Origin of the sequence: Delftia sp. WSY_7 (genome assembly GCF_043104845.1) — a bacterium.
Lineage (GTDB): Bacteria > Pseudomonadota > Gammaproteobacteria > Burkholderiales > Burkholderiaceae_C > Comamonas > Comamonas tsuruhatensis.
On the sequence record NZ_JBICLB010000001.1, the window covers coordinates 159,672 to 186,209 of the forward strand.

Annotated in this window: 21 protein-coding genes; 10 read left to right on the plus strand and 11 right to left on the minus strand. The window is 68.5% G+C overall.

Annotated features, from left to right (window positions below; translation table 11 throughout):
* Positions 1-14: 14 nt before the first annotated feature.
* Entirely contained in the window at positions 15-2,186 is a 2,172-nt protein-coding gene (locus tag ACF8ME_RS00810) for an acetate--CoA ligase family protein (protein WP_392414915.1), read from the minus strand.
* A gap of 164 nt (positions 2,187-2,350) precedes the next feature.
* Positions 2,351-3,193, minus strand: a complete 843-nt coding sequence (locus ACF8ME_RS00815; protein WP_016445183.1) for a p-hydroxycinnamoyl CoA hydratase/lyase — start codon at positions 3,191-3,193, stop codon at positions 2,351-2,353.
* 265 nt (positions 3,194-3,458) lie between these two features.
* Between ACF8ME_RS00815 and bfr the strand changes: the two genes are divergently transcribed.
* Positions 3,459-3,935 (plus strand): bacterioferritin, encoded by a 477-nt coding sequence (gene bfr, locus ACF8ME_RS00820; protein WP_016445182.1) that lies wholly within the window; start codon positions 3,459-3,461, stop codon positions 3,933-3,935.
* Positions 3,936-4,273: 338 nt separating this feature from the next.
* Here bfr and ilvD read toward each other — a convergent pair whose 3' ends face one another.
* Together ilvD and ACF8ME_RS00830 are read right to left on the minus strand one after the other, a co-directional pair.
* Complete coding sequence (gene ilvD, locus ACF8ME_RS00825) at positions 4,274-6,133, minus strand: dihydroxy-acid dehydratase (protein ID WP_016445181.1); 1,860 nt, start codon at positions 6,131-6,133, stop codon at positions 4,274-4,276.
* A 189-nt stretch (positions 6,134-6,322) separates the two neighbouring features.
* Entirely contained in the window at positions 6,323-6,565 is a 243-nt protein-coding gene (locus ACF8ME_RS00830; protein WP_016445180.1) for a TIGR04438 family Trp-rich protein, read from the minus strand.
* 107 nt (positions 6,566-6,672) lie between these two features.
* On the opposite strand from ACF8ME_RS00830, the gene ACF8ME_RS00835 reads away from it, so the two are divergent.
* Entirely contained in the window at positions 6,673-6,978 is a 306-nt protein-coding gene (locus ACF8ME_RS00835) for a c-type cytochrome (RefSeq protein ID WP_016445179.1), read from the plus strand.
* Between the two features lie 106 nt (positions 6,979-7,084).
* Here ACF8ME_RS00835 and ACF8ME_RS00840 read toward each other — a convergent pair whose 3' ends face one another.
* Positions 7,085-7,567 carry a hypothetical protein gene (locus tag ACF8ME_RS00840; protein WP_016445178.1) on the minus strand — a complete coding sequence of 161 codons (483 nt, stop codon included), beginning with the start codon at positions 7,565-7,567 and terminating at the stop codon, positions 7,085-7,087.
* Between the two features lie 175 nt (positions 7,568-7,742).
* Positions 7,743-9,743 (minus strand): acetate--CoA ligase, encoded by a 2,001-nt coding sequence (acs, locus tag ACF8ME_RS00845; RefSeq protein ID WP_047327117.1) that lies wholly within the window; start codon positions 9,741-9,743, stop codon positions 7,743-7,745.
* 231 nt (positions 9,744-9,974) lie between these two features.
* On the opposite strand from acs, the gene ACF8ME_RS00850 reads away from it, so the two are divergent.
* The 4 genes from ACF8ME_RS00850 to proX all read left to right on the plus strand — a co-directional run bounded on the left by ACF8ME_RS00850 (position 9,975) and on the right by proX (position 14,970).
* Entirely contained in the window at positions 9,975-10,583 is a 609-nt protein-coding gene (locus tag ACF8ME_RS00850; RefSeq protein ID WP_016445176.1) for a TIGR00645 family protein, read from the plus strand.
* Between the two features lie 696 nt (positions 10,584-11,279).
* Positions 11,280-12,614, plus strand: coding sequence for a glycine betaine/L-proline ABC transporter ATP-binding protein ProV (gene proV / locus ACF8ME_RS00855; protein WP_016453088.1), 1,335 nt, complete (start codon positions 11,280-11,282; stop codon positions 12,612-12,614).
* The gene (gene proW / locus ACF8ME_RS00860; RefSeq protein ID WP_392414917.1) at positions 12,611-13,813 is read left to right on the plus strand and encodes a glycine betaine/L-proline ABC transporter permease ProW; all 1,203 of its coding nucleotides are present in this window, start codon (positions 12,611-12,613) and stop codon (positions 13,811-13,813) included. Before proV ends, proW begins: the two co-directional genes overlap by 4 nt.
* 110 nt (positions 13,814-13,923) lie before the next feature.
* Positions 13,924-14,970: a glycine betaine/L-proline ABC transporter substrate-binding protein ProX gene (proX, locus tag ACF8ME_RS00865; protein WP_392414918.1), complete on the plus strand. Its 1,047-nt coding sequence runs from the start codon at positions 13,924-13,926 to the stop codon at positions 14,968-14,970.
* A gap of 43 nt (positions 14,971-15,013) precedes the next feature.
* Here the strand turns inward: proX and ACF8ME_RS00870 are convergent, their stop codons facing one another.
* From ACF8ME_RS00870 to ptsP, 3 genes are read right to left on the minus strand one after another with little or no spacing between them, the layout of a single operon-like run.
* Positions 15,014-16,780, minus strand: a complete 1,767-nt coding sequence (locus tag ACF8ME_RS00870) for a PTS fructose transporter subunit IIC (protein ID WP_392414920.1) — start codon at positions 16,778-16,780, stop codon at positions 15,014-15,016.
* Positions 16,781-16,811: 31 nt separating this feature from the next.
* Positions 16,812-17,777, minus strand: coding sequence for a 1-phosphofructokinase family hexose kinase (locus ACF8ME_RS00875; RefSeq protein WP_392414921.1), 966 nt, complete (start codon positions 17,775-17,777; stop codon positions 16,812-16,814).
* Positions 17,774-20,317 (minus strand): phosphoenolpyruvate--protein phosphotransferase, encoded by a 2,544-nt coding sequence (ptsP, locus tag ACF8ME_RS00880; protein WP_392414923.1) that lies wholly within the window; start codon positions 20,315-20,317, stop codon positions 17,774-17,776. Before ptsP ends, ACF8ME_RS00875 begins: the two co-directional genes overlap by 4 nt.
* 135 nt (positions 20,318-20,452) lie before the next feature.
* Here ptsP and ACF8ME_RS00885 point away from each other — a divergent pair, with 135 nt between their 5' ends.
* On the plus strand, positions 20,453-21,439 hold the full coding sequence (locus tag ACF8ME_RS00885) for a LacI family DNA-binding transcriptional regulator (RefSeq protein ID WP_071954943.1): 987 nt from the start codon (positions 20,453-20,455) through the stop codon (positions 21,437-21,439).
* Between the two features lie 21 nt (positions 21,440-21,460).
* Here ACF8ME_RS00885 and ACF8ME_RS00890 read toward each other — a convergent pair whose 3' ends face one another.
* Both ACF8ME_RS00890 and ACF8ME_RS00895 read right to left on the minus strand, forming a co-directional pair.
* Entirely contained in the window at positions 21,461-23,062 is a 1,602-nt protein-coding gene (locus ACF8ME_RS00890) for a SulP family inorganic anion transporter (RefSeq protein WP_392414925.1), read from the minus strand.
* Between the two features lie 23 nt (positions 23,063-23,085).
* Positions 23,086-23,724, minus strand: a complete 639-nt coding sequence (locus ACF8ME_RS00895; protein WP_065347984.1) for a ParB-like protein — start codon at positions 23,722-23,724, stop codon at positions 23,086-23,088.
* Positions 23,725-23,863: 139 nt separating this feature from the next.
* On the opposite strand from ACF8ME_RS00895, the gene ACF8ME_RS00900 reads away from it, so the two are divergent.
* The 3 genes from ACF8ME_RS00900 (at position 23,864) to ACF8ME_RS00910 (ending at position 26,451) form a co-directional block, all read left to right on the plus strand.
* Positions 23,864-24,550 carry a DUF3334 family protein gene (locus tag ACF8ME_RS00900; RefSeq protein WP_012204543.1) on the plus strand — a complete coding sequence of 229 codons (687 nt, stop codon included), beginning with the start codon at positions 23,864-23,866 and terminating at the stop codon, positions 24,548-24,550.
* A gap of 163 nt (positions 24,551-24,713) precedes the next feature.
* Positions 24,714-25,223, plus strand: a complete 510-nt coding sequence (locus ACF8ME_RS00905; RefSeq protein WP_392414926.1) for a MarR family winged helix-turn-helix transcriptional regulator — start codon at positions 24,714-24,716, stop codon at positions 25,221-25,223.
* Position 25,224: 1 nt separating this feature from the next.
* Positions 25,225-26,451 carry a multidrug effflux MFS transporter gene (locus ACF8ME_RS00910; protein ID WP_392414928.1) on the plus strand — a complete coding sequence of 409 codons (1,227 nt, stop codon included), beginning with the start codon at positions 25,225-25,227 and terminating at the stop codon, positions 26,449-26,451.
* Positions 26,452-26,538 lie beyond the last annotated feature (87 nt).

The following is a 26,538-nucleotide window of genomic DNA, read 5'->3' on the forward strand; positions in this document are numbered from 1 at the left end:
CCCTTGCGCGGGCATCAGCCCGCGCTGTGCTCCACCAGCATCAGCGCATCGAGCGCGACCACGCCCTGCCCTTCGGGCAGCACGATGACCGGGTTGAGGTCGATCTCGCGGATGGCCGGCGTGCCGCGCAGCACCTGGCCCAGGCGCACGATGAGTTCGGCCAGCGCCTGGCGGTCCAGCGCCGGGGCGCCACGGTAGCCGTGCAGCAGCGGCGCGCCCTGCAGCCGGTCCAGCTCGCGCAGCACCTCGCCGGTGGACAGGTCGGCGTCCAGCAGGCGCGCATCGCGCATGATCTCGGCCGTCACGCCGCCCAGGCCGGCCAGGATCACCGGGCCCCACTGCGGATCGTTGCGCGCGCCGATGATCATCTCCAGGCCACGTTGGCCCATGGCCTCGATCAGCACGCCGTCCAGCGCAATGGCGCTGTCATAGGCGGCCACATTCGCATGCAGCCGGCTCCAGGCCTCGCCCATGGCCTGCGCATCGGCAATGTTCAGGATCACGCCGCCTGCATCGCTCTTGTGGCTGAGGTCGGCCGACTGCGCCTTGAGCGCCACGGGCCAGCCGATCTCCGCCGCAATCGCCACGGCCTGCTCGGCCGAGGTGGCCAGGCGGCCCTTCGCAAACGGCACGCCGGCCTGGGCCAGCACGGCCTTGGATTCGTACTCGGGCACCACCGTGCGGCCTGCGGGCAGGGCCAGCGCGACGGGCTGGGCATCGGTGCGCTCGAAACTGCGCTGGCTGAAGGCGGTCAGGCGCTGCACGGCGCGCAGGGCACGCTCGGTGCTGGGGAAATACGGCACGCCCAGCGCACGCATCTCGGCGATGAACTCGGCAGGCACGGCCGCGCCCTCGTCCAGGCCCGCCACGATGACGGGCTTGGCCGGCCGCAGCTCGCGCACGGCGCGCAGCACGGGCGGCATCTTGATGCCGCAGGTCACCGGGTCGCCCTGGATCAGGCCGACGATGATGGTGGAAAAGCGCGCATCGCCAAACAGCGCATCCAGCGTGCGGAAATACAGGTCCGGCTCGACCAGGCCCTGGGCCGTGAGGTCCAGCGGGTTGCTCACGCCCACGAACTCGGGCAGCGCAGCCCGCAGCGCGGGCGAGTCGTCGTCGCCGATGGCGGGCAGTGCCAGGCCCAGCTCCTCGGCCCAGTCCAGCGTCAGCGCCTTGAAGGCGCCGGACTCGCCCAGCACGGCAACTCCCGCTGCAGCTGCTGCACCGGCTGCACCAGCCAATGGCAGCACCGGGCAGCGGATGGCGATCTCGGCAATGTCGCCCAGCTCCTCCAGCGTCTCGGCAAACACAGCGCCTGCGCGTTCCAGCTTGGTGCGCATCAGCGCATAGTCGCCGGCCATGGCGCCGGTGTGCGTGGCGGCCGAGGCGCGCGCCGCGCTGCTCTTGCCCGGATGCAGCAGCACCACCGACTTGCCCAGGCTGCGCGCACGGGCCACGGCGGCCAGAATGCGCCCGGGCTGGCGGAACTGCTCGACGATCATGGCGACCACGCGCGTGGAAGGCTGCTCCAGCAGGAAGTCCACATAGTCCTCGGCATGGCTGGCGGCCTCGTTGCCCGTGGAGATGGCGTGCGACAGCGGCAGCGCGCGGCTGGCCAGCGTGGTGCACAGCACGGTCATCATGGCGCCGCTTTGCGAGACCACGCCAATGGCGGGCCGCGCGGCATCGACCTGCTGCGCGTCGATATTCACCTCGACAAAGGTCAGCGGCACGCGCTGCAGGTAGTTGATGCAGCCCAGGCAGTTGGGGCCCTCCACCACCATGCCGGCCTCGGCGGCGATGCGTGCGATCTCGCGCTGCTCGGCCATGCCGCGCTCGCCTGCCTCGGCAAAGCCGGCCGAGAAAATCACCACCGCGCCCACGCGCCGCGCCGCCAGCGCGCGCACCGTGTCCAGCACAAAGGGCTGGGGGATGGCCAGCACGGCCACGTCAACGCCCTCGGGCAGCTGGTCCACCGAAGCCAGGCAGGCCCGGCCGGCGATCTCGCTGCGCTTGGGATTGATCAGGTGGATGTCGCCAGCGAAGCCGTTGCGCTCCAGATTGCCCAGCACCGATGCGCCCAGCGCACCCGGCGTGGCCGAGGCGCCGACGATGGCGATGGAACGCGGCCTCAGCAGCCTGCCGATGTCGGGCCGCACGGCGGCCGCCATCTCTGTCGTTGTCATTCTTGTCTCCAATGATTAAAGCTGGGAGGCCTACCGCGCGTGGTGGACGCTGCCCAAGCGAGGGACACCGAGGAAGGGCCTAAGCCGGCCGCGCCGCCCCGCACTGAGGGTGTCGTCCCCCTCCCTCGCGAAGCGAGTTAGAGAGGGGGAAGGCGCGAAGCGCCTCAGGGGGTGACTTGCTTGCTCAAGTCGTAGGTTCCGAGACCTGGCTTGTAGGTCTTGTCGTCCAGGAACTGGCGCATGCCTTCCTTGCGGCCTTCGTTGTCGAAGCTGTTGGCGGCTTCCTGGGCACGCACCAGATAGTCCTCGGCGTTGTCGTAGCTCATGTCGCGCACGCGGCGGATGGCGTCCTTGGTGGCCTTCAGGGCGATGGGGTTCTTCTGCAGCAGGGCCTCGGCCACTTCGGTGACGCGGGCCTGCAGGCGGTCGGCCGGCAGGGATTCGTTGACCAGGCCCCACTCGGCCGCCGTGCGGCCGTCGATGTTCTCGCCGAGCATGGCGTGGTACATGGCGCGGCGAAAGGACAGCAGCTCCACCGCCACCTTGGAGGCGCCGCCGCCGGGCAGGATGCCCCAGTTGATTTCGGACAGGCCGAACTTGGCGTCATCCGAGGCAAAGGCCAGGTCGCAGGCGAACAGCGGGCCGTAGCCGCCGCCGAAGCACCAGCCGTTGACCATGGCGATGGTCGGCTTCTGGAACCAGCGCAGGCGGCGCCACCAGCCATAGCTCTCGCGCTGGGCCTTGCGGGTGCCGGCCAGGCCCGTGGCCTCGGTCTCGCGGAAGTATTCCTTCAGGTCCATGCCGGCAGTCCAGGCCGTGCCCTCACCGGCCAGAACGACCACGCCCACGTCGTCACGGAACTCCAGGTCGTCGAGCACGCGCATCATCTGGCGGTTGAGCTGGGGGCTCATGGCGTTGCGCTTTTCGGGGCGGTTGAATTTCACCCAGGCCACGCGGCCTTCGACGGTGCAGGACACGGTCTGTTCTTCGGTACGTTCGGTGCTCATTGCGCTTCCTTGTGCAAAAGGGAAATGGGGGGTTGGACACCGATGCTTCGGATCCATAATCGTTATGATAAATAACTATTATTCGACATAGCAATACAGCGTTTACCCTAGGCCCCGTCACCACCCAGACCGGCGGCGATGCGAATGCTTCTGCGTCGCGCATGCATGCAATGCGCGGCCTGCGGGGAATTGCGGCAGGCGTTTTGGCCGATCCGGGGGTTCACGCGATACTTGCGGTGTTCAACACAGTCAGGAGAAGAAGAACATGCAAGGCCAGCCAGAAGTCATCGAATGCCTCATAGAGCTGCTGCGCGGCGAACTTTCCGCACGCGACCAGTACTTCATCCACTCGCGCCAGTACGAGGACCAGGGCCTGCTGCGCCTGTTCGAGCGCATCGGCCATGAGATGGAAGAGGAAACCCAGCACGCCGACGCCATCCTGCGCCGCATCCTGTTCCTGGGCGGCCGCCCCGACATGCGCCCGCACGAGTTCACGCCCGGCGAGACCGTCGAAGAGATGCTGCGCAAGGACCTGGCCACCGAATACCGCGTGCGTGACAGCCTGCGCTCGGCCATGGCCCTGTGCGAGCGCCACGGCGACTACAACAGCCGCGACCTGCTGCTGGCCCAGCTGCGCGACACCGAGGAAGACCACGCCTACTGGCTGGAGAAGCAACTGGGCCTGATCGAGAAGATCGGCCTGCCCAACTACCTGCAAAGCAAGATGGGCGAGCCGGCCTGAATGAAGCTCCCCCTGAGGCGCTTCGCGCCTTCCCCCTCTCTCGCTTCGCGGGAGGGGGACGACAGCCTCGCGGCGGGGCGGCCCTTGCTCGCTGTCCCTTGTTTTGGCCGCGCCAGTTTTTCAGGCACTTCCCATAAATGAGAGTGGGCTGTTTGCTCCACGATGAAAGCCCGAACCGGCAGCCACGATGAAACGGCAAGCCGGTCGCCCCACGATGAAACAAGAGCCCTCGAGGGCCTGAGAGAAGAGAAAAGAAAAAGGGATGGAAAGCCGCAAGGCTTTCCATCCCTTTTCATTTCCATCGGGTGCGCACCGCCGGGCGGCGGTGCAGCCCGGTGTCAGTCGTCCAGCAGCGACAGGTCGCGCACGGCGCCCTTGTCGGCCGACATCACCAGCTTGGCATAGGCCTTGAGCGCGGCCGAGACCTTGCGCGGGCGCGGCTGGGCGGGCTTCCAGCCCTTGGCATCCTGCTCGGCGCGGCGGCGGGCCAGTTCCTCGTCGGAGACCAGCACGTTGATGCTGCGGTTGGGAATGTCGATGCGGATGCGGTCGCCGTTCTTCACCAGACCGATGGCGCCGCCAGCGGCAGCTTCGGGAGAGCAGTGGCCGATGGACAGGCCCGAGGTGCCGCCCGAGAAGCGCCCGTCCGTCAGCAGCGCGCAGGCCTTGCCCAGGCCCTTGGACTTGATGTAGCTGGTCGGGTACAGCATTTCCTGCATGCCGGGGCCGCCCTTGGGGCCTTCGTAGCGCACGATGACGATGTCACCGGCCTTGACCTTGTCGTCCAGGATGTTCTGCACGGCCTCGTCCTGCGACTCGGTCACGTGGGCCGTGCCCTCGAACACATGGATGCTTTCGTCCACGCCGGCCGACTTGACCACGCAGCCGTCCAGGGCGATGTTGCCCGTCAGCACGGCCAGGCCGCCCTCCTTGGAGAAGGCGTGCTCGTAGGACCGGATGCAGCCTTCGGCACGGTCCAGGTCCAGGCTGGGCCAGCGCGTGTTCTGGCTGAAGGCCACCTGGGTGGGGATGCCGGCCGGTCCTGCCAGGTAGAAGTGCCGCACGGCTTCGTCCTGGGTGGTGGTGATGTCCCACTGCGCCAGGCCTTCGCCCAGGGTCTTGGCGTGCACGGTGGGCACGTCGGTGTGCAGCTTTCCGGCGCGAGCCAGCTCGCCCAGGATGGCGAAGATGCCGCCGGCGCGGTGCACATCCTCGATGTGGTACTTCTGCGTGTTGGGCGCGACCTTGCACAGCTGGGGCACCTGGCGCGAGAGGCGATCGATGTCGGCCATGGTGAAGTCGATCTCGGCTTCACGGGCAATGGCCAGCAGGTGCAGGATGGTGTTGGTGGAGCCGCCCATGGCGATGTCCAGCGTCATCGCGTTCTCGAAGGCCTTGAAGCCCACCGAGCGCGGCAGCACGGATGCGTCTTCCTGCTCGTAGTACTCGCGGGCCAGCTCGACGATGCGGCGGCCGGCGCGCTTGAACAGTTCCTCGCGGTCGGCATGCGTGGCCAGCACCGTGCCGTTGCCGGGCAGGGACAGGCCCAGGGCCTCGGTCAGGCAGTTCATGGAGTTGGCGGTGAACATGCCCGAGCACGAACCGCAGGTGGGGCAGGCCGAGCGCTCGACCTGGGCGACCTGCTCGTCGGTGTAGTTGGAGTCGGCCGCGATCACCATGGCATCGACCAGGTCCAGCTTCTTGAACTCCAGCGTGTGCGTGGTGGGATTGGCCAGCTTGGTCTTGCCCGCTTCCATGGGGCCGCCCGAGACGAAGATCACGGGAATGTTCAGCCGCATGGCGGCCATCAGCATGCCGGGGGTGATCTTGTCGCAGTTGGAGATGCACACCAGCGCGTCGGCGCAGTGGGCGTTGACCATGTACTCCACCGAGTCCGCGATGATGTCGCGGCTGGGCAGCGAATACAGCATGCCGTCGTGGCCCATGGCAATGCCGTCGTCCACGGCGATGGTGTTGAATTCCTTGGCCACGCCGCCTGCGGCCTCGATCTCGCGCGCCACCAGCTGGCCCAGGTCCTTGAGGTGGACGTGGCCGGGCACGAACTGCGTGAAGGAATTGGCGATGGCGATGATGGGCTTGTCGAAGTCGCCATCCTTCATGCCGGTGGCACGCCACAGGGCGCGCGCACCAGCCATGTTGCGGCCGCCGGTGGAAGTCTTGGAACGGTATGCGGGCATGGGCAATCCAGTTGTCTGTCGTCTCGGTCCGTCCCTGGTCCTGTGGGGAAGGCCAGGGTCTGGGCGAAGATTATGGCGCAGCACCCGCCGCACCGCTGGGGCGCAGGAATGCCCCGGCCGGCGTGGACCGCCCCTTTGCAGACCCCAGGCATCGCCTGCGGCGAAGCCTGCTGCGCAATTCAGATCCGATCAGCGGCGCGAACGCGTGCCCGTGCCCATGGCTTCCTTGTTCTTTTCGATGCGCTTCAGGCGCCGCTGCTCGATCTTGTCGGCCGCGCGCCGCTTGGTGTAGCCCGACATGTCCGCCCAGGCCCACCAGGCCGCCGTCAAGCCATAGGCGCCCAGGATGACGTACCACGACCAGGTGGCGACAGGTTCGATATCGGCCAGCTTGAGCAGGGTGAGCAGGACCGCAATTCCCAACAGATACATCACTTCTCCTTCGCCACAAAGCGCTTCACACGAGGTAACGCATCACGCATGCGCGCCCACTACAATGGTTCGCATAATTATTCCCGACAACACCCCAGGAACTCATGATGAAGCAGACATTGATCGCATTTGCCCTGACCGTCGCCGCCGTGGCCCCCGCCATGGCCGATCAGGCACTTGCCACCTCCAAGAACTGCATGGCATGCCACGCAGTGGACAAGAAGCTGGTGGGCCCCTCCTACAAGGATGTGGCCGCCAAGTACGCCGGCCAGAAGGACGCCGTGGACAAGCTGGCAGGCAAGATCATGAAGGGCGGCAGCGGCGTCTGGGGCCCGGTTCCCATGCCCGCCAACCCCCAGGTCAACGAAGCCGATGCCAAGAAGCTGGCCGCCTGGGTGATGTCGCTGAAGTAGGCTCCGCCTTTCCTTCGGGGCCCCGCCTCAGGGCCCGCAAAAAAACCGCGCAACGCAAGTCGCGCGGTTTTTTCATGGTCCGCCGGTGAATCCGGGCCCGGCCCCCTTACCTGTAGTCCGCAGCGCCCGTGCCGGGCTGCTGGTGCAGGCGTACCTGCTGCTCCAGCTGCCCCACATAGGCGGCCGTGCTGTTGTCCGACTCCTGGGCGCGCTGCACCAGATGGGCCTCCAGCGCATCCAGCCGCGCCATCAGCACCTCCTTGTCACGCGCATGCAGGTCTTCCAGCACGGTGCGCAGCTCGGTGAAGCGCGAGGCCTCGGCCTTGTCGGCCAGGTCGCGCTGGGCCTGCATTTCCTTGGCGTGTCGGCGCGCCTCCATCAGCACCGAGCCCTGTAGCCACAGCACATAGGCGACGAAGAACACGCCCAGCAGGCAGGTCAGCGCCAGCATCAGCACGCCCAGCGGCGCCTGGACATCGGTGACGCCCAGCGACACGACGGATGGCGCGGCCAGCGTGTTCCAGTTGAATGCCGCCAGCAACGCAATCAGGGCCACGGTGATCAGCAACGACAGGGTTCTCAGATTCATGGTGAAAGGCCTCCCTCGGCAGTGGTGAAAGCAACAGCTTCGGTTGTACCGCAACCATCATGCCTGAGCTGTCGGCCCACACAAAATAGGACTGCAAGACAGGGCGCCGCCCGCAGTCCGGCCAAGAAAAAACCGGAGCCAGGGCTCCGGTTCTTCATGGCGGTCGTGTCGGACCTCAGTTCGTCTCGGCCAGCTGGTCGAGGATGGCCGGGTTCTCCAGCGTGCTCGTGTCCTGGGTGATGGCCTCGCCCTTGGCAATCGAGCGCAGCAGGCGGCGCATGATCTTGCCGCTGCGCGTCTTGGGCAGGTTGTCGCCAAAGCGGATGTCCTTGGGCTTGGCGATGGGGCCGATTTCCTTGGCCACCCAGTCGCGCAGCTCCTTGGCGATCTGCTTGGCTTCCTCGCCCGTGGGGCGTGCCCGCTTCAGTACCACGAAGGCGCAGATGGCCTCGCCGGTCAGGTCGTCGGGGCGGCCCACGACGGCGGCCTCGGCCACCAGATCCGTCTTGGCGACCAAGGCCGATTCGATCTCCATCGTGCCCATGCGGTGGCCCGAGACATTGAGCACGTCGTCGATGCGGCCGGTGATGCGGAAGTAGCCCCGGTCCTCGCTGCGCACGGCGCCGTCGCCTGCCAGATAGGTCTGCCCGCCGAGTTCGGCCGGGAAATAGCTCTTCTTGAAGCGCTCGGGGTCGCCCCAGATGGTGCGGATCATGCTGGGCCAGGGCTTGGTGACCACCAGCAGGCCGCCTGCGCCGTTGGGCAGTTCGTGGCCGGTCTCGTCGACGATGGCGGCCATGATGCCCGGCAGCGGCAGCGTGCACGAACCCGGCACCAGCGGCGTGGCACCCGGCATGGGGGCGATCACGTGGCCCCCGTTTTCGGTCTGCCAGAAGGTGTCCACGATGGGGCAGCGCTCGCCGCCCACATGCTTGTGGTACCACATCCAGGCCTCGGGATTGATGGGCTCGCCCACGCTGCCCAGCAGGCGCAGGCTGGACAGGTTCCAGTTCTTCGGATGCACGGCGGCATCGCTGTCGGCGGCCTTGATCAGCGAGCGGATGGCCGTGGGAGCCGTGTAGAAGATGGTGCAGCCGTGGCGCTCGATCATCTGCCAGAAGCGGCCCGCATTGGGGAAGGTGGGCACGCCCTCGAACACGATCTGCGTGGCGCCAGCGGCCAGCGGGCCGTAGGCCACGTAGGTGTGGCCCGTGATCCAGCCGATGTCGGCCGTGCACCAGAACACGTCGCTGGGCTTGAGGTCGAAGGTCCACTCCATGGTCTGCTTGGCCCACAGCACGTAGCCGCCCGTGCAGTGCTGCACGCCCTTGGGCTTGCCGGTGGAGCCGCTGGTGTAGAGGATGAACAGCGGGTGCTCGGAATCCACGGCCACGGGCGCGCACTCCGTGCTCTGGCCGGCCAGGATCTCGCCGAAGGTCTTGTCGCGGCCCGCCGTCATGGCACAGGCCGTGGCCGTGCGCTCGTAGACGAAGACATGGCGCACGGCCTCGCAGCCGCCCAGCGCCAGCGCGTCGTCCACGATGGCCTTGAGCGGCAGTTCCTTGCCGCCGCGCATCTGGTAGTTGGCGGTGATCACGGCCACGGCGCCCACGTCGACGATGCGTTCCTGCACCGCCTTGGCCGAGAAGCCGCCGAACACCACGCTGTGCGTGGCGCCGATGCGCGCGCAGGCCTGCATGGCCACCACGCCCTCGATGGTCATGGGCATGTAGATCAGGACACGGTCACCCTTTTGCACGCCCTGGGCCTTGAGCGCGTTGGCGAACTGCGAGACGCGCTCCAGCAGCTCGCGGTAGCTGACCTTGGTGACCTCGCCGCCATCGGCCTCGAAGATGATGGCCGTCTTGTGCTCGACGTCCGTGCCCATGTGCTTGTCCAGGCAATTAGCGCTGGCGTTGAGTTCGCCGTCGGCGAACCAGCGGAAGAAGGGGGGATTGCTGTCGTCCAGCACCTGGGTGAAGGGCTTGGACCAGACCACGTTCTCGCGCGCCAGGCGGGCCCAGAAGCCCTGGTAGTCGTTCTCTGCCTCGGCGCACAGCGCCTTGTACTGCTCCATGCCGGAGATACGGGCCTTGGCGGCAAAGTCTGCCGGCGGCGGGAAGACCCGGTTCTCCACCAGTACCGATTCAATGGGGGATGCTGTTGCGGTGCTCATGCTTGCTTGTCTCCTGGGCTGGCCAAATAAAAATTGTGGTGTGACTGTCGGGGGCCGGTCTTACATGCCACTGACTGAAACACCCTTGGGCGCGTCTACCTGGGGATTCCCCGCAGTTCCTGGCTGTCACCGGCAATGGCCTGTTTCGCCGCTAAAATCGCGCGCCCGTTTTCCACGGCCATTGTCCCCTCCCATCCACGCCCCCACGCAAGACAAGCGCGACCGACCACCATGGCCCGCCAGCAAAACTCCAACCGAGCCCCCGGCTCCCCCCTGCGTCCCCTGCCCTCCCTGATCTTCGCCAGCCGCTGGCTGCAGCTGCCGCTGTACCTGGGCCTGATCGCCGCCCAGGGCGTCTATGTCTGGCACTTCCTGCTGGAGCTGTGGCACCTGATCGAGGCCGCCTTCGGCAACCAGGAAGCGCTGCAGGCGCTGATCACCAGCATCGGCTACAAGCACGATGCGCCCATCGGCGCGCTCAACGAAACCATCATCATGCTGGTGGTGCTGGCGCTGATCGACGTGGTGATGATCTCCAACCTGCTGATCATGGTCATCGTGGGCGGCTACGAAACCTTCGTCAGCCGCCTGGGCCTGGACAGCCACCCGGACCAGCCCGAGTGGCTGGGCCATGTGAACGCCTCCATCCTCAAGGTGAAGCTGGCCCTGTCCATCATCGGCATCAGCTCCATCCACCTGCTCAAGACCTTCATCAACGCAGGCAGCTACGACGTGAAAGTGCTGATGTGGCAGACCATCATCCACGTCACCTTCCTGGCCAGCGCCCTGGCCATCGCCTACACCGACAAGCTGATCAACAGCACGGCCGGCAACCACTGAGCCGGCGGCATCCCACACCGAAGCCCCGCAGCGCCAGCCGCTGCGGGGCTTTTTTCATGGGCGGGCGCAGGCACGCTTTTTGCCGCAGATCGGGCCTGAAGCTTTCCTCAAGCTGACGCTTGACCGATTTTATTCATCGATGACAGCATATGCCTTGTGAATCATGATCTCTATGCTCTCATTAAGTGAGCAAATACTGACCGGATTGCAGCCCTCAAGGGCTTGAGACAGCCCGAAACAGGCCTTTTCCGGCTCATGCGTTTTGACGCAGTAAAACCTGTTTTATATAATTTCGGCTTCTTTACAACCTGCCAAGCAGGTCATCGGCACCGTCTTCACGGCCTGCCGATCCCTCCGGCGGATCGTTGTGCTCCCGGCACAGCCCCGTCAACCGGGCCGAAACTCGGTCCTGATGTTGTGGGGCATCGCGCTGGCTGATCTTCAGCCACGATGCCCGCCTGAGACACCGCGCGCGCTTGCCGCCGGCTGCTCTCGACCTCTGGCTCTTGCGCACCGCTTCGCGTGCCATCCGAGCCGTCTCGGGTGCTTTCGCACCTGTTTGAATTCCAGCAACGGGGGACGGCCGTCCCCTGCAGCGAACGGCATCAGGGCTTCATTTTTGGCTTGCGCGCCAGCGTCTTCGCCCGTCGAGGACGCTGGACTGTGTTCCATCTCACCCAAAAGGAGAACGCCACAGTGGCCAAGCAGATCATCATCGATCATGTGTTCAAGGTTTTCGGGGACGACCCCAGGACCGCACTCGAGCTCGTCCAACAAGGCCTGAGCAAACAGGAGATCCTGGAGCGCACGGGCCAGTCCATCGGCGTGTTCGACGCCGACTTCACCATCGAGGCCGGCGAGATCTTCGTCGTCATGGGCCTGTCGGGCTCGGGCAAGTCCACCCTGGTGCGCATGCTCAACCGCCTGATCGAGCCCACGGCCGGGCGCATCGTGGTCGATGGCCAGGACATCAATGCCCTGAGCGAGCGCGATCTGCGCGCGCTGCGCCGCAAGGACATCTCCATGGTGTTCCAGTCCTTTGCGCTGATGCCGCACATGACGGTGCTGGACAACACGGCCTTCGGCCTGGAGCTGGCCGGCGCCGACAAGGCCGAGCGCCAGAAGCAGGCCCAGGCCGCGCTGGAGCAGGTGGGCCTGGGCGCCTGGGGCGCCAGCTATCCCGACGAGCTGTCGGGCGGCATGCAGCAGCGCGTGGGCCTGGCCCGGGCGCTGGCGTCCGATCCGTCCATCCTGCTGATGGACGAGGCCTTCTCGGCCCTGGACCCCATCATCCGCACGGAGATGCAGTCCGAGCTGCTGCGCCTGCAGCAGATCCAGCGCCGCACCATCGTCTTCATCTCGCATGACCTGGACGAGGCCATGCGCATCGGCGACCGCATCGCCATCATGAAGGACGGCCAGGTGATCCAGGTCGGCACGCCCGACGAGATCCTGCGCAGCCCCGCCGACGACTATGTGCGCAGCTTCGTGCGTGGCGTGGACGCGGCCTCGGTCTTCAAGGCTGGGGACATTGCGCGCCAGGCCCTGACCGTGGTGTCCGAGCACAGCGACCGCGGCTGCCGTGCCGCCCAGCGCCTGCTGGAAGACTCCGACCGCGACTACGCCTATGTGGTCAACGCGCGCCGCCGCTTCCTGGGCGTGGTGTCCTCGCAGTCGCTGCGCGACGCACTGCATGGCCGCCCCGGCATGCTGGGCCTGAGCCACGCCTTCCTGCCCAACGTGGAGCCGCTGTCCGCAGGCACGCCGGTGGCCGAGCTGTTCGGCCCCGTGGCCGCTGCGCCCTGCGCGCTGCCGGTGACCAGCGACGACGGCCAGTTCATGGGCGTGGTCAGCCGCACCACCATGCTGCGCTTCCTGGACCGCGACACGCCGCCCGTGCCGCCGCCGCAGGAGATCGTGCCGCCCGTCACGCTCAACCCGCATTTCCCGGCCTCCAACGCCCCAACCGTCGCCCCCACCGTCGCGCCGACCGTGGAGCCGATCGAACAACGACAAGGAGATGCCGCATGAGCGATGCCAACAACAACCTGAACCCGAACACCGCCGCTGCCGCCACCGATCCCTGGGCCGAAGCAGGCGCCAATGCAAACGCAGCCCCTGCTGCCGCCGATGCCGCGGCCCCCGCAAGCGCCGATCCCTGGGCAGCCGCCTCCACGCAGGCGCCCGATGCCTCGGCCGATCCCTGGGGCGCCGCCAGCGGCGGTGATGCCGCAGGCGGTGACTGGCTGGGCGCCTCGGCCGGCTCGGGCGTTCCCGACGACGCCCATGCCAGCCTCTGGCACCAATTGACCACCGACGGCCTGCCCGTGCAGGGCTGGATCAACAGCGGCCTGGAATGGGTGGTCCACCATTTCCGCCCCTTCTTCCAGGCCGTGCGCACGCCCATCGACGGCACGCTGTCGGGCATCACCGACGCCATGCTGGCCCTGCCCTGGCCGCTGCTGACACTGGTCCTGACCCTGGTGGCCTGGCAGTTCGCGGGCCGCGCCATGGCCATTGGCGCCGCCGTTTCGCTGGTGGTGGTCGCCATGCTGGGCATCTGGCCCGAGGCCATGGTGACGCTGTCGCTGGTGCTGACCTCGCTGGTGTTCTGCATGGTCATCGGGCTGCCCGTGGGCATCCTGCTGGCCTCCAGCGACCGTGCCCAGCGCTGGACGCGGCCGCTGCTCGACGCCATGCAGACCACGCCGGCCTTCGTCTACCTGGTGCCCGTGGTGATGCTGTTCGGCATCGGCAACGTGCCCGGCGTGATCGTGACCATCATCTTCGCGCTGCCGCCGCTGATCCGCCTGACCAACCTGGGTATCCGCCAGGTGCGCCCCGACCTGATCGAGGCCAGCCGCGCGTACGGCGCCTCGCCCTGGCAGCTGCTGTGGAAGGTGCAGCTGCCGCTGGCCATGCCGTCCATCATGGCCGGCGTGAACCAGGCGCTGATGCTGTCGCTGTCGATGGTGGTGATCGCCTCCATGATCGCCGTGGGCGGCCTGGGCCAGATGGTGCTGCGCGGCATCGGCCGCCTGGACATGGGCCTGGCCACCGTGGGCGGCCTGGGCATCGTGCTGCTGGCCATCGTGCTGGACCGTATCACCCAGGCCATGGGACAGACCACCCGTGGCGGCGCGCGCTGGTGGCACAGCGGCCCCGCCGGCTGCATTGCCCGCCTGCTGGGCGCCGGCAGCAAGCCGGTTCATCGCGGCAGCACCAGCTGAACGCCTTGCCTGCGGCGCGGACGGGCCTTCTGCCGCGCCGCCTTCCCGAAAAACGGCCAGCCCCGCTGGCCGCCCGCTCCCCTTTCATCACACAACGGAGGAACCCGAGGATGATCCAAGCCCTGAACCCCAACCGACTGCAGGCCAACGCACTGCGCCACTGGCTGCGCGCCGGCGCCATCGCCACAGGCATTGCGCTGGCCAGCGCCAGCGCATGGTCGGCCGACGAACAGCCCGGAAAGGGCGTGAAGGTGTTGCCACTGAAGAGCTCCATCGCCGAAGAGAGCTTCCAGACCCTCATCGTCATGAAGGCCCTGGAGAAGCTGGGCTACGACGTGCAGCCCTTCCAGGAAGTCGAGTACCCCACGGCCCACGTGGCGATTGCCAATGGCGATGCCACTTTCCTGGCCACGCATTGGAACCCGCTGCACGCCGACTACTACAAGAACGCGGGCGGCGACGCCAAGCTGTTCCGCAAGGGCGTGTACTCGGACAACGCCGCCCAGGGCTACCTGATGGACAAGAAGACGGCCGACCAATACAAGATCACCAACCTCGGCCAGCTCAAGGACCCCAAGATCGCCAAGCTGTTCGACTCGGACGGTGACGGCAAGGCCGACCTCACCGGCTGCACGCCGGGCTGGGGCTGCGAGGCCGTGATCGAGCACCACCTGACGGCCTACAAGCTGCGCGACACCGTGACCCACAAGCAGGGCACCTACTCGGCGCTGATCGCCGACACCATCTCGCGCTACAAGGCCGGCAAGCCTATCCTCTACTACACCTGGACGCCCTACTGGGTGAGCAACGTGCTCAAGCCCGGCAAGGACGTGGTGTGGCTGGAGGTGCCGTTCTCCTCGCTGCCCGGCGAGCAGGCCAAGCTGGACACCAAGCTGCCCAACGGCAAGAACTACGGCTTCGTGGTGAACAAGCAGCAGATCATCGCCAACAAGGCCTTCACCGACAAGCATCCCGATGCCGCCAAGTTGTTCGAGCTGATGCAGGTCCCCGTGGGTGACATCAGCGCACAGAACCACATGATGAGCCAGGGCCAGAGCAAGCCTTCGGACATCACCCGCCATGTGGACGGCTGGATCAAGGCCCACCAGAAGACCTTCGACGGCTGGCTGGAACAGGCCCGCGCCGCAGCCCGCTGAACGCTGCGGGAGGGCGCTACAGGCGTTCCCCCGGCTTCCTGCTTCAAAGGCCCGCTTCGGCGGGCCTTTTGAACATGCGCAGGGCGATGGCCGTGACCACCACGCCCGCCACCAGCGCCACCGCATACATGGCCACGTGGGTCACGGCATTGGGAATGGGCGCGACGAAGATGCCGCCATGCGGCACCTTCAGCTCCACCCCCGCCAGCATGGACACGGCACCGGCCACGGCCGAGCCCAGTACCAGGGCCGGAATCGTACGCAGCGGATCGCGCGCCGCATAGGGAATGGCCCCCTCGGTGACAAAGGCCAGGCCCAGCACGCCGGCCGAGGCGGCGCTGCCGCGCTCCTCGCGCGTGAAGCGGTCGGCAAACAGGCGCGTGGCCAGGGCCAGCCCCAGCGGCGGCGTCATGCCGGCAATCATGGCCGCAGCCATGGGCGTGTAGACCTGGCTGGCGATCATTCCCGTGGAAAACGCATAGGCGGCCTTGTTCACCGGCCCGCCCATGTCAAAGGCCATCATCGCGCCCAGCAACAGGCCCAGCAGCAAGGCACTGGCGCCCTGCATGCCGCGCAGCCAGGCGCTCAGCCACTGCAGCAGCTCGGCCACGGGCGCACCGACCAGATAGAACATCAGCAGCCCCGTGAACAGGCTGCCCAGCACGGGCAGGATGAGCATGGGCAGCAGGCCCTTGAGCGCCTGCGGCAGCCGGATGTGCGCCGCCATGAAGGCCACGCCGTAGCCTGCAATGAAGCCGGCCGCAATGCCGCCGATGAATCCCGCCCCCATGCTGGACGCGATCATCCCGCCGATCATGCCCGGCGCAATGCCGGGCCGGTCGGCAATGGAATAGGCGATATAGCCGGCCAGCGCCGGCACCATCAGCGCAAAGCCGCCCTTGGCGCCGATCTGGAACAGCGTCCATCCCAGCGTGCCCTGGTGGGCATCGTCATGGACATAGATGCCGCCCAGCGCAAAGGCCATGGCGATCAGAATGCCGCCGGCCGTGACGAAGGGCAGCATGAAGGACACGCCGGTCATCAGGTGGCGATAGGCACCGCCCTGGGTCCGGGCCGGCGTGGGCGCGGCGCTGCCTGCAGCAGCAGCGCCCACGGCGGCACCATGCACGGTGGCTTCGGCCAGCGCCTTGGCGATCAGCCCCGAGCCGTCGCGTATGGCCGGCTTGGTGCCGCTGCGCAGCAGCGGCTTGCCCGCGAAGCGCGAGAGATCCACCTCCCGGTCGGCGGCGATGATGACCAGGTCGGCCTCGGCAATCTCCTGCGGCGTCAGCGCATCAAGCGCGCCCACCGAGCCTTGTGTCTCCACGCGGATGGCGTGGCCCAGCGCAGCCGCGCCGCGCTGCAGCCCCTCGGCCGCCATGAAGGTATGGGCGATGCCCGTGGGGCAGGAGGTGACGGCCACGATCCGCTTGCCCGTGCGCTTGCCCGTGCGCTTGCCCATGTTCTCGCCCATGCGCTCTTCTGCGGGACTGGCGGCAGCGCAGCGTGCAAGCACGCCGGCCGGATCGTCGAGCGCCTCGCGCAGGCTGCAGCGCTCGACGGCGGCGTGCACGAAGCGGGAGGCATCGGCGGCGGTATCTGCATCGTCATGGGTGCCGGCATCCGCCACGATCAGCAATTGCCCGGCCTGTGCGGCCGCATCGGCCGCATGCGGCCCGATCACGCCGCCGCTGGCGCGCACTTCCACAGCCAAGGGACGCTGTCCGGCCGCATGGCGCAGGGCTTCGGCGGCCAGCAGCGCTTCGGCGTCGTGCCCGGCGGCTGCGATCACCACAAAAAGACGGTTCATGAGAGCTCCTGAAGTCCTGAAGAATGGGGGATCACGGCCACTGGCATGGCTCCAGCAGCACGCTGGCAGCCAGGGCCTGGACGCGGTTGGCATCGACTTCGCGCGCGGGCGCGGCCTGCAGCCAGGCCAGCGCGCTGGCCGTGGACAGGCGTGCGGTGTCCGCCAGATCCAGTCCGCGCAGCCGCGCGGCCACCATGCCCGCGACCATGGCATCGCCCGCGCCCACGGAGCTGCCGCGTGCCCGCTGCGGCGGCCGCGCGATCACCGCGCCTTGCGTGGTGGCGAACAGCGCGCCCTCCTCGCCCATGGACACGACGGCCAGTCCCAGCCCCCTGTCCAGCAGGCGGCGCGCGGCGGTCAGCAGCGCGTCGCGGCCGTCCAGGCGCTGGCCTGTGGCGGACTGCAACTCCTCCCGGTTGGGCTTGATGGCCCAGGGCATGGCCGCATGGGGGGCCGTCGCCAGGGCGGCGGCCAGGGGGGCCTCGCTGGTGTCCAGCAGCACGTCGGCACCGGCGGCCACGGCCTGGGCCTGGAGCCGGGCCCAGCTGTCCGCAGGCAGGCCGGTCGGGAGGCTGCCCGACAGCACCACGGCCAGGCCGGGCCGCAGATACCGGGCCAGCGTGGACATGACGGCGTCCAGATGCACCTCGGCCAACACCAGGCCCGGCAGGTTGATGTCCGTGGTCTGGCGTCCGCCGTCGGCCACCAGCTTGATGTTGGTGCGCGTCTGGCCCGGCACGCGCAGGCAGGCGTCGGCAATGCCGCGCTGGGCGAACAAGGCCTCGAACATGCCGGCGTTGTCGCTGCCCAGCACGCCCAGCGCGGCCGTGGAAACGCCCAGGCCCGCCAAGGCGGCGGCAACATTGATGCCCTTGCCGCCCGGCGCCTGCACGCTGCCCAGCGCGCGCTGCACCTGGCCGGGCAGCAGCACATCCAGGGTCACAAGCTGGTCTATGGCCGGGTTCAGGGTCACGGTGATGGCTTGCGGGGCGTTCATGCCGTCACCTCCTTGGCCAGTGCCCGCACCTGCGCGGCATCCTCGCAGTCCAGCGCCCTGCCTGCGAGCGCCTGCAGCTGCCGCAGGCTGGCCGCGCGCAGGCCGGCCTTGACACCGGCGATGTCGTTGGGCGTCATCGACAGCTCGCCCACCCCCAGCCCGGCCAGCAGCAGCGCGCCGAACGGGTCGCCGGCCAGTCCGCCACAGACGCCCACGGGGCGCGCGCAGGTGGCAGCGCCCTGCACGGTGGCGCGCACCATCCGCAGCACGGCCGGATGCAGGCTGTCGGCCTCGGCCGCCAGTTGCGGGTTCTGGCGGTCCATGGCCAGCACGTACTGGGTCAGGTCGTTGGTGCCTATGGAGAAGAAATCGGCATGGCGGGCCAGTGCGTCGGCCTGCACGGCGGCGGCGGGCACCTCGATCATGATGCCCAGCGGCAGGACCGGGGCGTCCAGTTCGGCGCGCAGCCGCTCGCAGGCCGCGCGCAGCGCCAGCAGTTCCTGCACGCTGGTGACCATGGGAAACATCACGGACAGCCTTGCGCCATCGCGGGCCGCCCGGTACAGGGCGCGCATCTGGGGCTCCAGCAGGTCGGGGCGGCGCAGCAGCAGCCGCGCGCCGCGCACGCCCAGGAAGGGGTTGTCCTCGCGCGGCAGCTCCAGGTGGGCGACCTGCTTGTCGCCGCCGATGTCCAGCGCGCGAACGATCAGCGGCCGCCCCTCCAGCGCCTGCGCCATGGCGCGGTAGGTTTCGTACTGCTCGTCCTCGCCGGGCGTGCTGCCGCGCTCCAGGAACAGGAATTCCGTGCGCATCAGGCCCACGCCCTCGGCGCCCTGGGACAGGGCCAGCGGCACCTGCTCGGGCAGGTTGACGTTGGCGCAGACTTCGATGCGCACGCCATCGGTGGTGATGGCCGGCAGGCTGCGCTGCGCGGACACGCGTTCCTGCAACGCCCGCTGCTCGGCCATGTGGGCACGCGCCGAAGCCAGGTCCTGCTCCGAGGGATCAAGGTAGATGCGGCCATTGGCGCCATCGACGATGGCCAGGGCCCCATCGGCCATGCCCAGCACGCCGCCGCCTGCCGCCACGGCGGCCGGCAGCCCCAGCGTGCGCGCGAGTATGGCCGTGTGCGAGGTGGGGCTGCCCTGCGCCGTGACCAGCGCGGCCACGCGCGCCGTGTCCAGCTGGGCGGTTTCCGAGGGAGAAAGATCGGCCGCGACCAGGATGCAGCCGCCTTCCGGCAGGCCATCCGGCCCCACAGCTGCCAGCGAGGGCTGCAGTTGCACGAGCACGCGCCGGCCCACGTCGCGCAGGTCGGCGGCACGCGCGGCCAGCGCGGGGTTGTCCAGCGCCTGGAGACGGGCAGCGCCCTCCTCCACGGCCTGGTCCCAGGCCCAGGCCACGCCGTGGCCCTGGACCATGAACTGGCAGGCGCGCGTGAGGAGTCCGGTGTCGCCCAGCCACTCGGCCTGCGCGCTGAAGATGGCCGCATCGCCGTCGCCCAGGCGGCGGCGGGTGTCGTCATGCAGGGCGCGCAGCTGGCCCTGTGTCTCGGCCAGCGCCGCATGCAGCCGCGCACCGCCCACGCTGAGCGGCTCGGGCAGGTCGGGGATCTCGGCGGCCTCCACACGCCACTGGTGGATGCGGGCCACGGCCAGCCCCGGGCTGGCGCCCAGGCCCACAAAGGCAGGCCGCGCCAGCGGCGGCAGCCAGCCCGTGGCGGGCGATTCGGCCGCCTTGCGCGCAGCGGCGTCGGCATCGGCACGTTCCTGGGCCACCAGGGCCTGGGCCACGGCGCACAGGCGCTGGACCGCAGCACTGGCGTCGGGCCCCTCTGCCGAGACGGTGACCTTGTCGCCTTCGCGCAGTCCCAGCTGCAGCAGGCTGGCCATCTGCCGCGCATCGGCCACCTCGCCGCCATGGCGCACCTGCATGCGCGAGGCAAAGCCGCGCGCCGCCTCCGCCCAGCGCGTGGCAGGCCGCGCATGCAGGCCGTTGGGATAGGCAATGGTCCATTCGCACGCCTCGGCCAGGTCCACTGCCGCCGGGCCGGCGGCAGGCGGTGCCGGGTCCGCCTGCCCCTGGAGTGCATCGATGACCTGCTGCGCATCGCCGGTGGTGAACAGCGCCTGCAGCCGGGGTGTCTGCAGCAGGCCGGCCAGGCGGCGCAGCAAGGTGATGTGGGCATCGGAGCGTGCCGCCACCGCCACCACCAGATGCACGTTCTGGCCGGCATTCCAATCCAGGCCCTCGCGCACCTGGAGCACGGCCACCGCGTCGCGCAGCACCAGGGCCCGGTCTTCGGCGCGGCCGTGGGGAATGGCCACGCCGTGGCCCAGAAAGGTTTCGGCCTGGGCCTCGCGCGCCTGCATGCCGGCGGCATAGCCAGGGGCCACGCAGCCGCTGTCCCGGAGCAGCCGGGCCGCCTGGGCGATGGCGTCGGCCTTGTCGCGCACCCGGGCGTCCAGCCGCACGGCGATCTGCAGGCCCGCAGGAGCGGTGGGTGCAACCGCCGGGAGGGATGAATGGGCATTGATCATGGCGCGGATTGTGGGAACGTTCCCAACCATCAGTCAATCTGCACTGCAACATAACCTGGCCACAATCCGGCCATACCCCGGCATTTCTTTGGAGTTATCCTCTGCGGCACACCACAACCAACGGGAACGATTGCATTGAGCATCAGCATCAACGATGTGGCCCGTGCGGCCGGGGTTTCCAAATCAACGGTATCGCGCGCGCTGGCGGGCGGCTCGGTCAGCGAAGAAGTCCGGGCGCGGGTCGCGGCCGCCGTGCAGGCCACGGGCTACCGGCCCAATCTGATGGCGCGCCGGCTGCGCGCGCGCGACGCAGGGCCCATGGGCGTGCTGGTGGCCGACATACGCAACCCGTTTTTCACGGCCCTGATCCGCGCGGTCGAGGCCGAGGCCTATCGCCAGGGCCGGCGCGTGCTGTTGTGCAATACCGACGAAGACCCGCAGCGCGAAGCCATGTACCTGCAGCTCATGCAGGAAGAGCGCATCGCGGGACTGATCTTTGCGCCCACCCAGGCCAGCCTGCACAAGCTCGAGCGCATGCAGCTGGAGTTTCCCGTTGTCCTGGTGGACCGGGCGGGCGCCCCGGCCTTCCATGACAGCGTGGTGCTGGACAACGCCCAGGCCTGCGCCACCCTGGTCAGGCATCTGGTGGACCAGGGCCGCCGCCGCATTGCAGGCGTCTTCGGCAGCACCAGCAGCACGGCGCGCGAGCGCTGCGACGGCTATCTGGCCGCCATGCGCGATGCGGGCCTGGCGCCCGACTTGCGCCAGTTGCCCCCGACCAGCGATGCCGCCGAGGCCGAGGTCGCGCAATGGCTGCGCCAGCCGCAGCGGCCCGATGCCTTCGTGGCCAGCAACAGCCTGCTGCTGGAAGGCTGCCTGCGCGCGATACGCGCCGCAGGCCTGCGCATCCCGGGCGATGTGGCGCTTGCCGGTTTCGACAACGAGCGCTGGACAGAACTGGTGGCCCCCGCCATCACCGTGATCGAGCAGCCGGTGGAGGCCATGGGCCGCGCCGCATTCGGCCTGCTCATGGAGCGGCTGCACACGCCCGACCTGCCGCTGCGCAAGGTGATCATGCAGGGGCGCTGCATCGTGCGCGAGTCCACCCAGGCGGCGGGCTGAGGCGCTGCGCCGGGGCGGGGATCACGCAGGGATCTGCAACTGGCGCACGGCGTCGTCCACGCTCCAGCCCGCATAGCTGGCGCGCGGCAAGGCCGGATTGCCCACGCGCGCCAGCAGGTCGCGCACGGGGTCCTTGACGCGGGCCAGGGCCAGCGGCACGCCCAGTTGCCGCAACTGGGCCGCGAAGTCGCACAGCGCCTCGACACTGGTGGCATCGAGATCGGCCGAATCTTCCAGGCTCAGCACCACGCCGCGGGGCGAAGGCAGGGATTGCAGCCGCTCCCGGATGGCCGCAAACACCGGGTCGGCATTGCCGAAGAACAGCGGCGCCTCGGGCCGCGCGATCAGCAGGCCGGCCGGCACCACCGCGTCGGGGTGGCGTGCGGCATCGACAAAGTCATGCGTGTCCCCCAGCCTGCCCAGCCAGCTCACATGCGAGCGCGACAGCGTTTGCAGCAGCATGAGCAGGCTGGCCGCAATGGCCAGCAGCAACCCGTCGAGCACGCCCAGCGCCAGCACGGCAAAGAAGGCCAGCACCACGATCAAGCGATCCCGCCGCCAGGCGAAGTAAGGGCGCAGCGCGGCAGGGTTCAGCGTATGGCCCACGGCATGGATGACGATGGCGGCCAGCAGCGGCTCGGGCGTACGCTCTATCCAGGGCAGCAGCAGCCAGACGGCCAGGCCCACCACGGCGCAGGCCACCAGGCCTGCAGCGCGGCTTTGCGCGCCCGCCACCTCGTTGGCCGAGGTGGCGGAGTAGCCCGCGCCCACGGGCATGCCATGGAACACGCCCGACAGCAGGTTGGCCGCGCCCAGCGCCATCAGGTCGCGGTTGGCATCGACGCGGTCGCCGTGGCGCAGCGCAAAAGTACGGATGGAGCCATAGGACTCGGCATAGAGGATGAGCGCCATCGCAAAGGCCAGCTCGCCCAGGCGCAGCCATTCGGCGCGCGACAGCGAGGGAATGCCGGGGTTGGAGAAATCCAGCCGTATCGGCCCCACGGCAGCAATGCCCCAGCGTGCGCACCAACCGCCCGCATCCAGCGCAATGCCGGCCGCAAGCACCAGCAAGGCCGCAGGCAGGGCACGCCAGCGGGCCAGCGCACGCATCAGCAGCAACGCCGCAACGGCCATGGCCAGGCCCGCTCCATTCCAGTGCCGCCAGCCGGCCAGCAGCTCCCAGACAAAGCGCGGCAGATCGCCATGCACGGGCTGGAAGGCGACGGCATGCGGGATCTGCTTGACCACGATGGTCAGCGCCAGCCCCAGTGCAAAACCGCGCAGCACGGGTTTGGCAATGAAATTGGAGACCGCGCCCAGCCGCGCCAGCCCCGCCACCACGAAGAACAGGCCCGTCAGCAGCACGATGCCCACGCCCAGCAGCATGCGCTGCTGCGGCGAGGTGCCGGCCATGGACGCCGTGGCCGCCAGCAGCACGGCGGCAGAGGAGGATGTGGCCGAGACGATGGCGAAGCGGCTGGTCCCCAGCAGGCCATAGGCCAGCAGCCCGGCGAACAGCGCAATCACCCCGGCCTGCGGCGGCAGGCCGGCGATGCCGGAATAGGCCACGGCCTCGGGCAGCAGCAGGCCGGCGATGGACAGGCCGGCGCCCCAATCAGCCAAGGCAGGCAGGCCAGGCGCACGCATCAGGATTGCGGGGCAACGACGCCGGACCAGCCCGGCAGATAGCGCGCCTCGGCGCCGTGCGCCAGGCCCAGGGCCTCATGCAGGGCCTGATCGGGCAAGGCGACATCGCTCTTGCCACTGCGCAGATCCTTGGGTGCAAAGCGCGTGCGGAAAAAATCGGCCCAGAGGAATTCGACGAAAGGCGCCGTGTCCTTGGCATAGCCACCGGCCTTGCGCACGGCGCCGGCCAGGCTGCGGTAGGGGTCGTCGCGCAGGCGGTCCAGCTGCTCGGGCATCTTGGCCCAGTCGCATCGGCGGCCGCGCTCGTCATATGGATGGGCCCATTGGTGGAACTCCATCAGGCGCCAGAACATCAGCGGATCGGCCTCGCTGAAATCGGCCAACTGCATGACCCAGACCTGCTCCACGGACTCCTGCGTCAGCGCCAGCCCCAGGTGGTGGTGGTCAACGATGTAGTGCAGGCCACGCGGCCCCAGCACGGCCGGAAACCAGTGTGAGGCCAGAAGGCCTTCGCGCTCCTTGCGCCTGAGGCGGCTCCACTGGGCGCGCTTGGTCTGCACTTCGGCCGCGCCTATCGTCATCTGCGTGGGACGCAGTGCGTCCAGCGGAACCCGGGTCAGATGCTGCTGTGCTCTCATCGTCCAACCTCCGTTGCATCAAAGGTGCGGACCCGGCGGGCTGCCCGGTCCGACATCCAGAATACGCCTTCGGAGTTACAAATGGTCGCAACAACGGACTTGCACCCATAATCGCTCACAATTTTGTCCCGTTGACCTCATGAACCAGCCCCAACATCCCATCGTCCATGGCACGGAAGACGTGCTGATCAGCCTCTGCAACTCCGTCTCGCGCGTGCTCCAGGTGGCCACGCAGTGCCAGATCCAGTATTCGGGCATGGTGCAACGCATCACCAAGACCAGCCTCAAGCCCGACATCGGCTGCTTTGTCCTGGTGGACGGCGGCTTCTCGGGCCTGGTGATCATCAACTTCTCGGCCGCTGCCGCCATGGAGCTGTACCGCAGCTACATGCTGAGCATGGGCATGGGCGAGGACGACCTGGCCACCTCCTATACCTCGGACGATGTCAGCAACGTCATGGGCGAGCTGATGAACCAGGTGGTGGGCGACTTCACCAGCAAGGTCCAGCGCGAGCTTCAGACCTACATCACCCAGAGCCAGCCCAAGATGATCCGCCTGAACAAGCAGGTCAACCTCAGCGTGGACGCCAACCTCGACTCCCCCGAGGCGCGCCGCGTGACCTTCTACACGGGCAACAACAACATCTTCTATCTCGAACTGGCCATGGACCGCACCGAGTTCATCAAGGTCGTGGACTTCGAGCCCCAGGAGCGCCCCGATCCCGATGCGCTCATGGCCCAGACCGCCGCCAGCGCCCCGGCCGCAGCGCCCGCGCCGGCCGCCAGCACCGACACCGACGAACTGCTCAAGTCGCTGGGCATGTAACTGCCGGGACACGGCTCCGGCACACAGCCCCGCCACACAGCCCCGCATACGGCCCCGGCACCGCGGGCAAGACCCTGATGCATGCGGATGTATCAGGGCAGCCCCGCAAACGACATCGTTGATATACAGATAATTGGGATGCCAACTATTTGAATATCACCCGATGTCGTCCCCTTTCGCCCCCTTCCCGCCCACGCAGGCCGACCCCGCCGCCGTGCAAAGGCATTTCATGTTCACGCTGGGGCAGGTGAACAAGCAGTGGCGCCGCACGCTGGACCGGCTGCTGGCACCCATGGGATTGACCCAGGCACTGTGGATGCCGCTGATGCACCTGGCGCGCTCGCCCGAGGCCATGCGCCAGAAGGATCTGGCCCACTCCCTGGCGCTGGACAGCTCCTCCGTCGTGCGGCTGGTGGACGGCCTGGCCGCCCAGGGCTGGATAGAGCGCGTGGACGACAGCGACCGCCGCGTCAGGAAAATCCAGCTCACGCCAGCCGGCCATGCCCAGGTAGAAGCCGTGCAGGGCCTGCTGCAGCAGGCGCGTGCCCAGGTGCTGGGCGCCGTGCCGCCCGAGGAACTGGGTGCGGCCTACGCCACGCTGCAGCGCCTGCTGGAGGCCATGGCCGCCGAGCCCGCCTGCGACACGGACCTGCCCGACGAGCAGGCTGCCTGAGATGGTGGCAGAGCACTCTTCGCTGCCACCCGCCCAGGACCATGCAGCGGCCAGCCGCAAGGCGCCGCTGTGGCTGCTGGTGATCGTGACCATCGTCGGCACGCTGGCCATGCACATGTTCCTGCCCGCCCTGCCCGATGCGGCACGCCAGCTCCAGGCCGGCGCCAGCCAGATGCAGCTGACCATCACGGTCTACATCCTGGGCCTGGGCGTGGGCCAGCTGATCTATGGCCCGCTGTCGGACAGCCTGGGGCGCCGCCCCATGCTGCTGGCCGGGCTCATCCTCTACGCGCTGGCCAGCCTGGCGGCCTTTCTTGCCCCGTCCGCCCCCTGGCTGATCGGCGCGCGGCTGCTCCAGGCGCTGGGCGGCTGCGCGGGCCTGGCCCTGGGCCGCGCCATTGCGCGCGATTCAAGCACGCCCGAGAACGCCGTGGGCAGCCTGGCGCTGCTCAACCTGATGATGATGATCGGCCCCGGCATCGCGCCGGCCATCGGCTCGGCCATCGACGACGCCCTGGGCTGGCGTGCCATCTTCGGCACGCTGGCCGTGGTCGGCGGCGTGACGGCCTTCGCCATCTGGAAGCTGCTGCCCGAAACCGGCCAGCCCACGGGCCGCCTGCACCTGGGCACCATCCGCGACGACTACCGCAGCCTGCTGCGCTCGCCGGCCTTCGTGGGCTTTGCCGTGGGCGGCGGCTGCGCCACCACGTCCATCTATGCATTCCTGGCGGCAGCGCCCTTCGTCTTCATCGAGCAGCTGCATTCCACCAAGCATGAGGTGGCCATCTACCTGGGCCTGCTCATGGGCGGCATGGCCGTGGGCAATGCGCTGGCCCGCCAGTTGATACGCCACTGGCCCCTGGAGCGGCTGATGCTCAACGGCAATCTGCTGAGCCTGGCCAGCGCGGCCATGCTGCTGTTGCTGGCCCTGCTCAACCAGCTCACGCCGGCCATCGTGGTGGGGCTCATGGTGCTGTTCGCGCTGGGTTCGGGCCTGACCAGCCCTGCGGCGCTGGCCAGCGCGCTGAGCGTGCATCCGCGCCTCACGGGCTCGGCCGCCGGGGTCTACGGCAGCACCCAGATGGCCGTGGGCGGCCTGTGCACGCTGGGCGCCAGCCTGGGCAGCAACCCGGCGCTGTCGGCGGCGCTGGCCCTGGTGGTGGCCTGCGTGCTGGGGCAACTGGGCTTTCGCAGCGCGCTGCGCCACGCGCAGCGGGCGCCCGGCTGAGGGCCGCCCCGGCTGAGGGCCGCCCCGGCGAGGGCCGCCCCGGCTGAGGGCCACAGTCCCCCAGGCGACGCTCCGCCCGCATGCGGG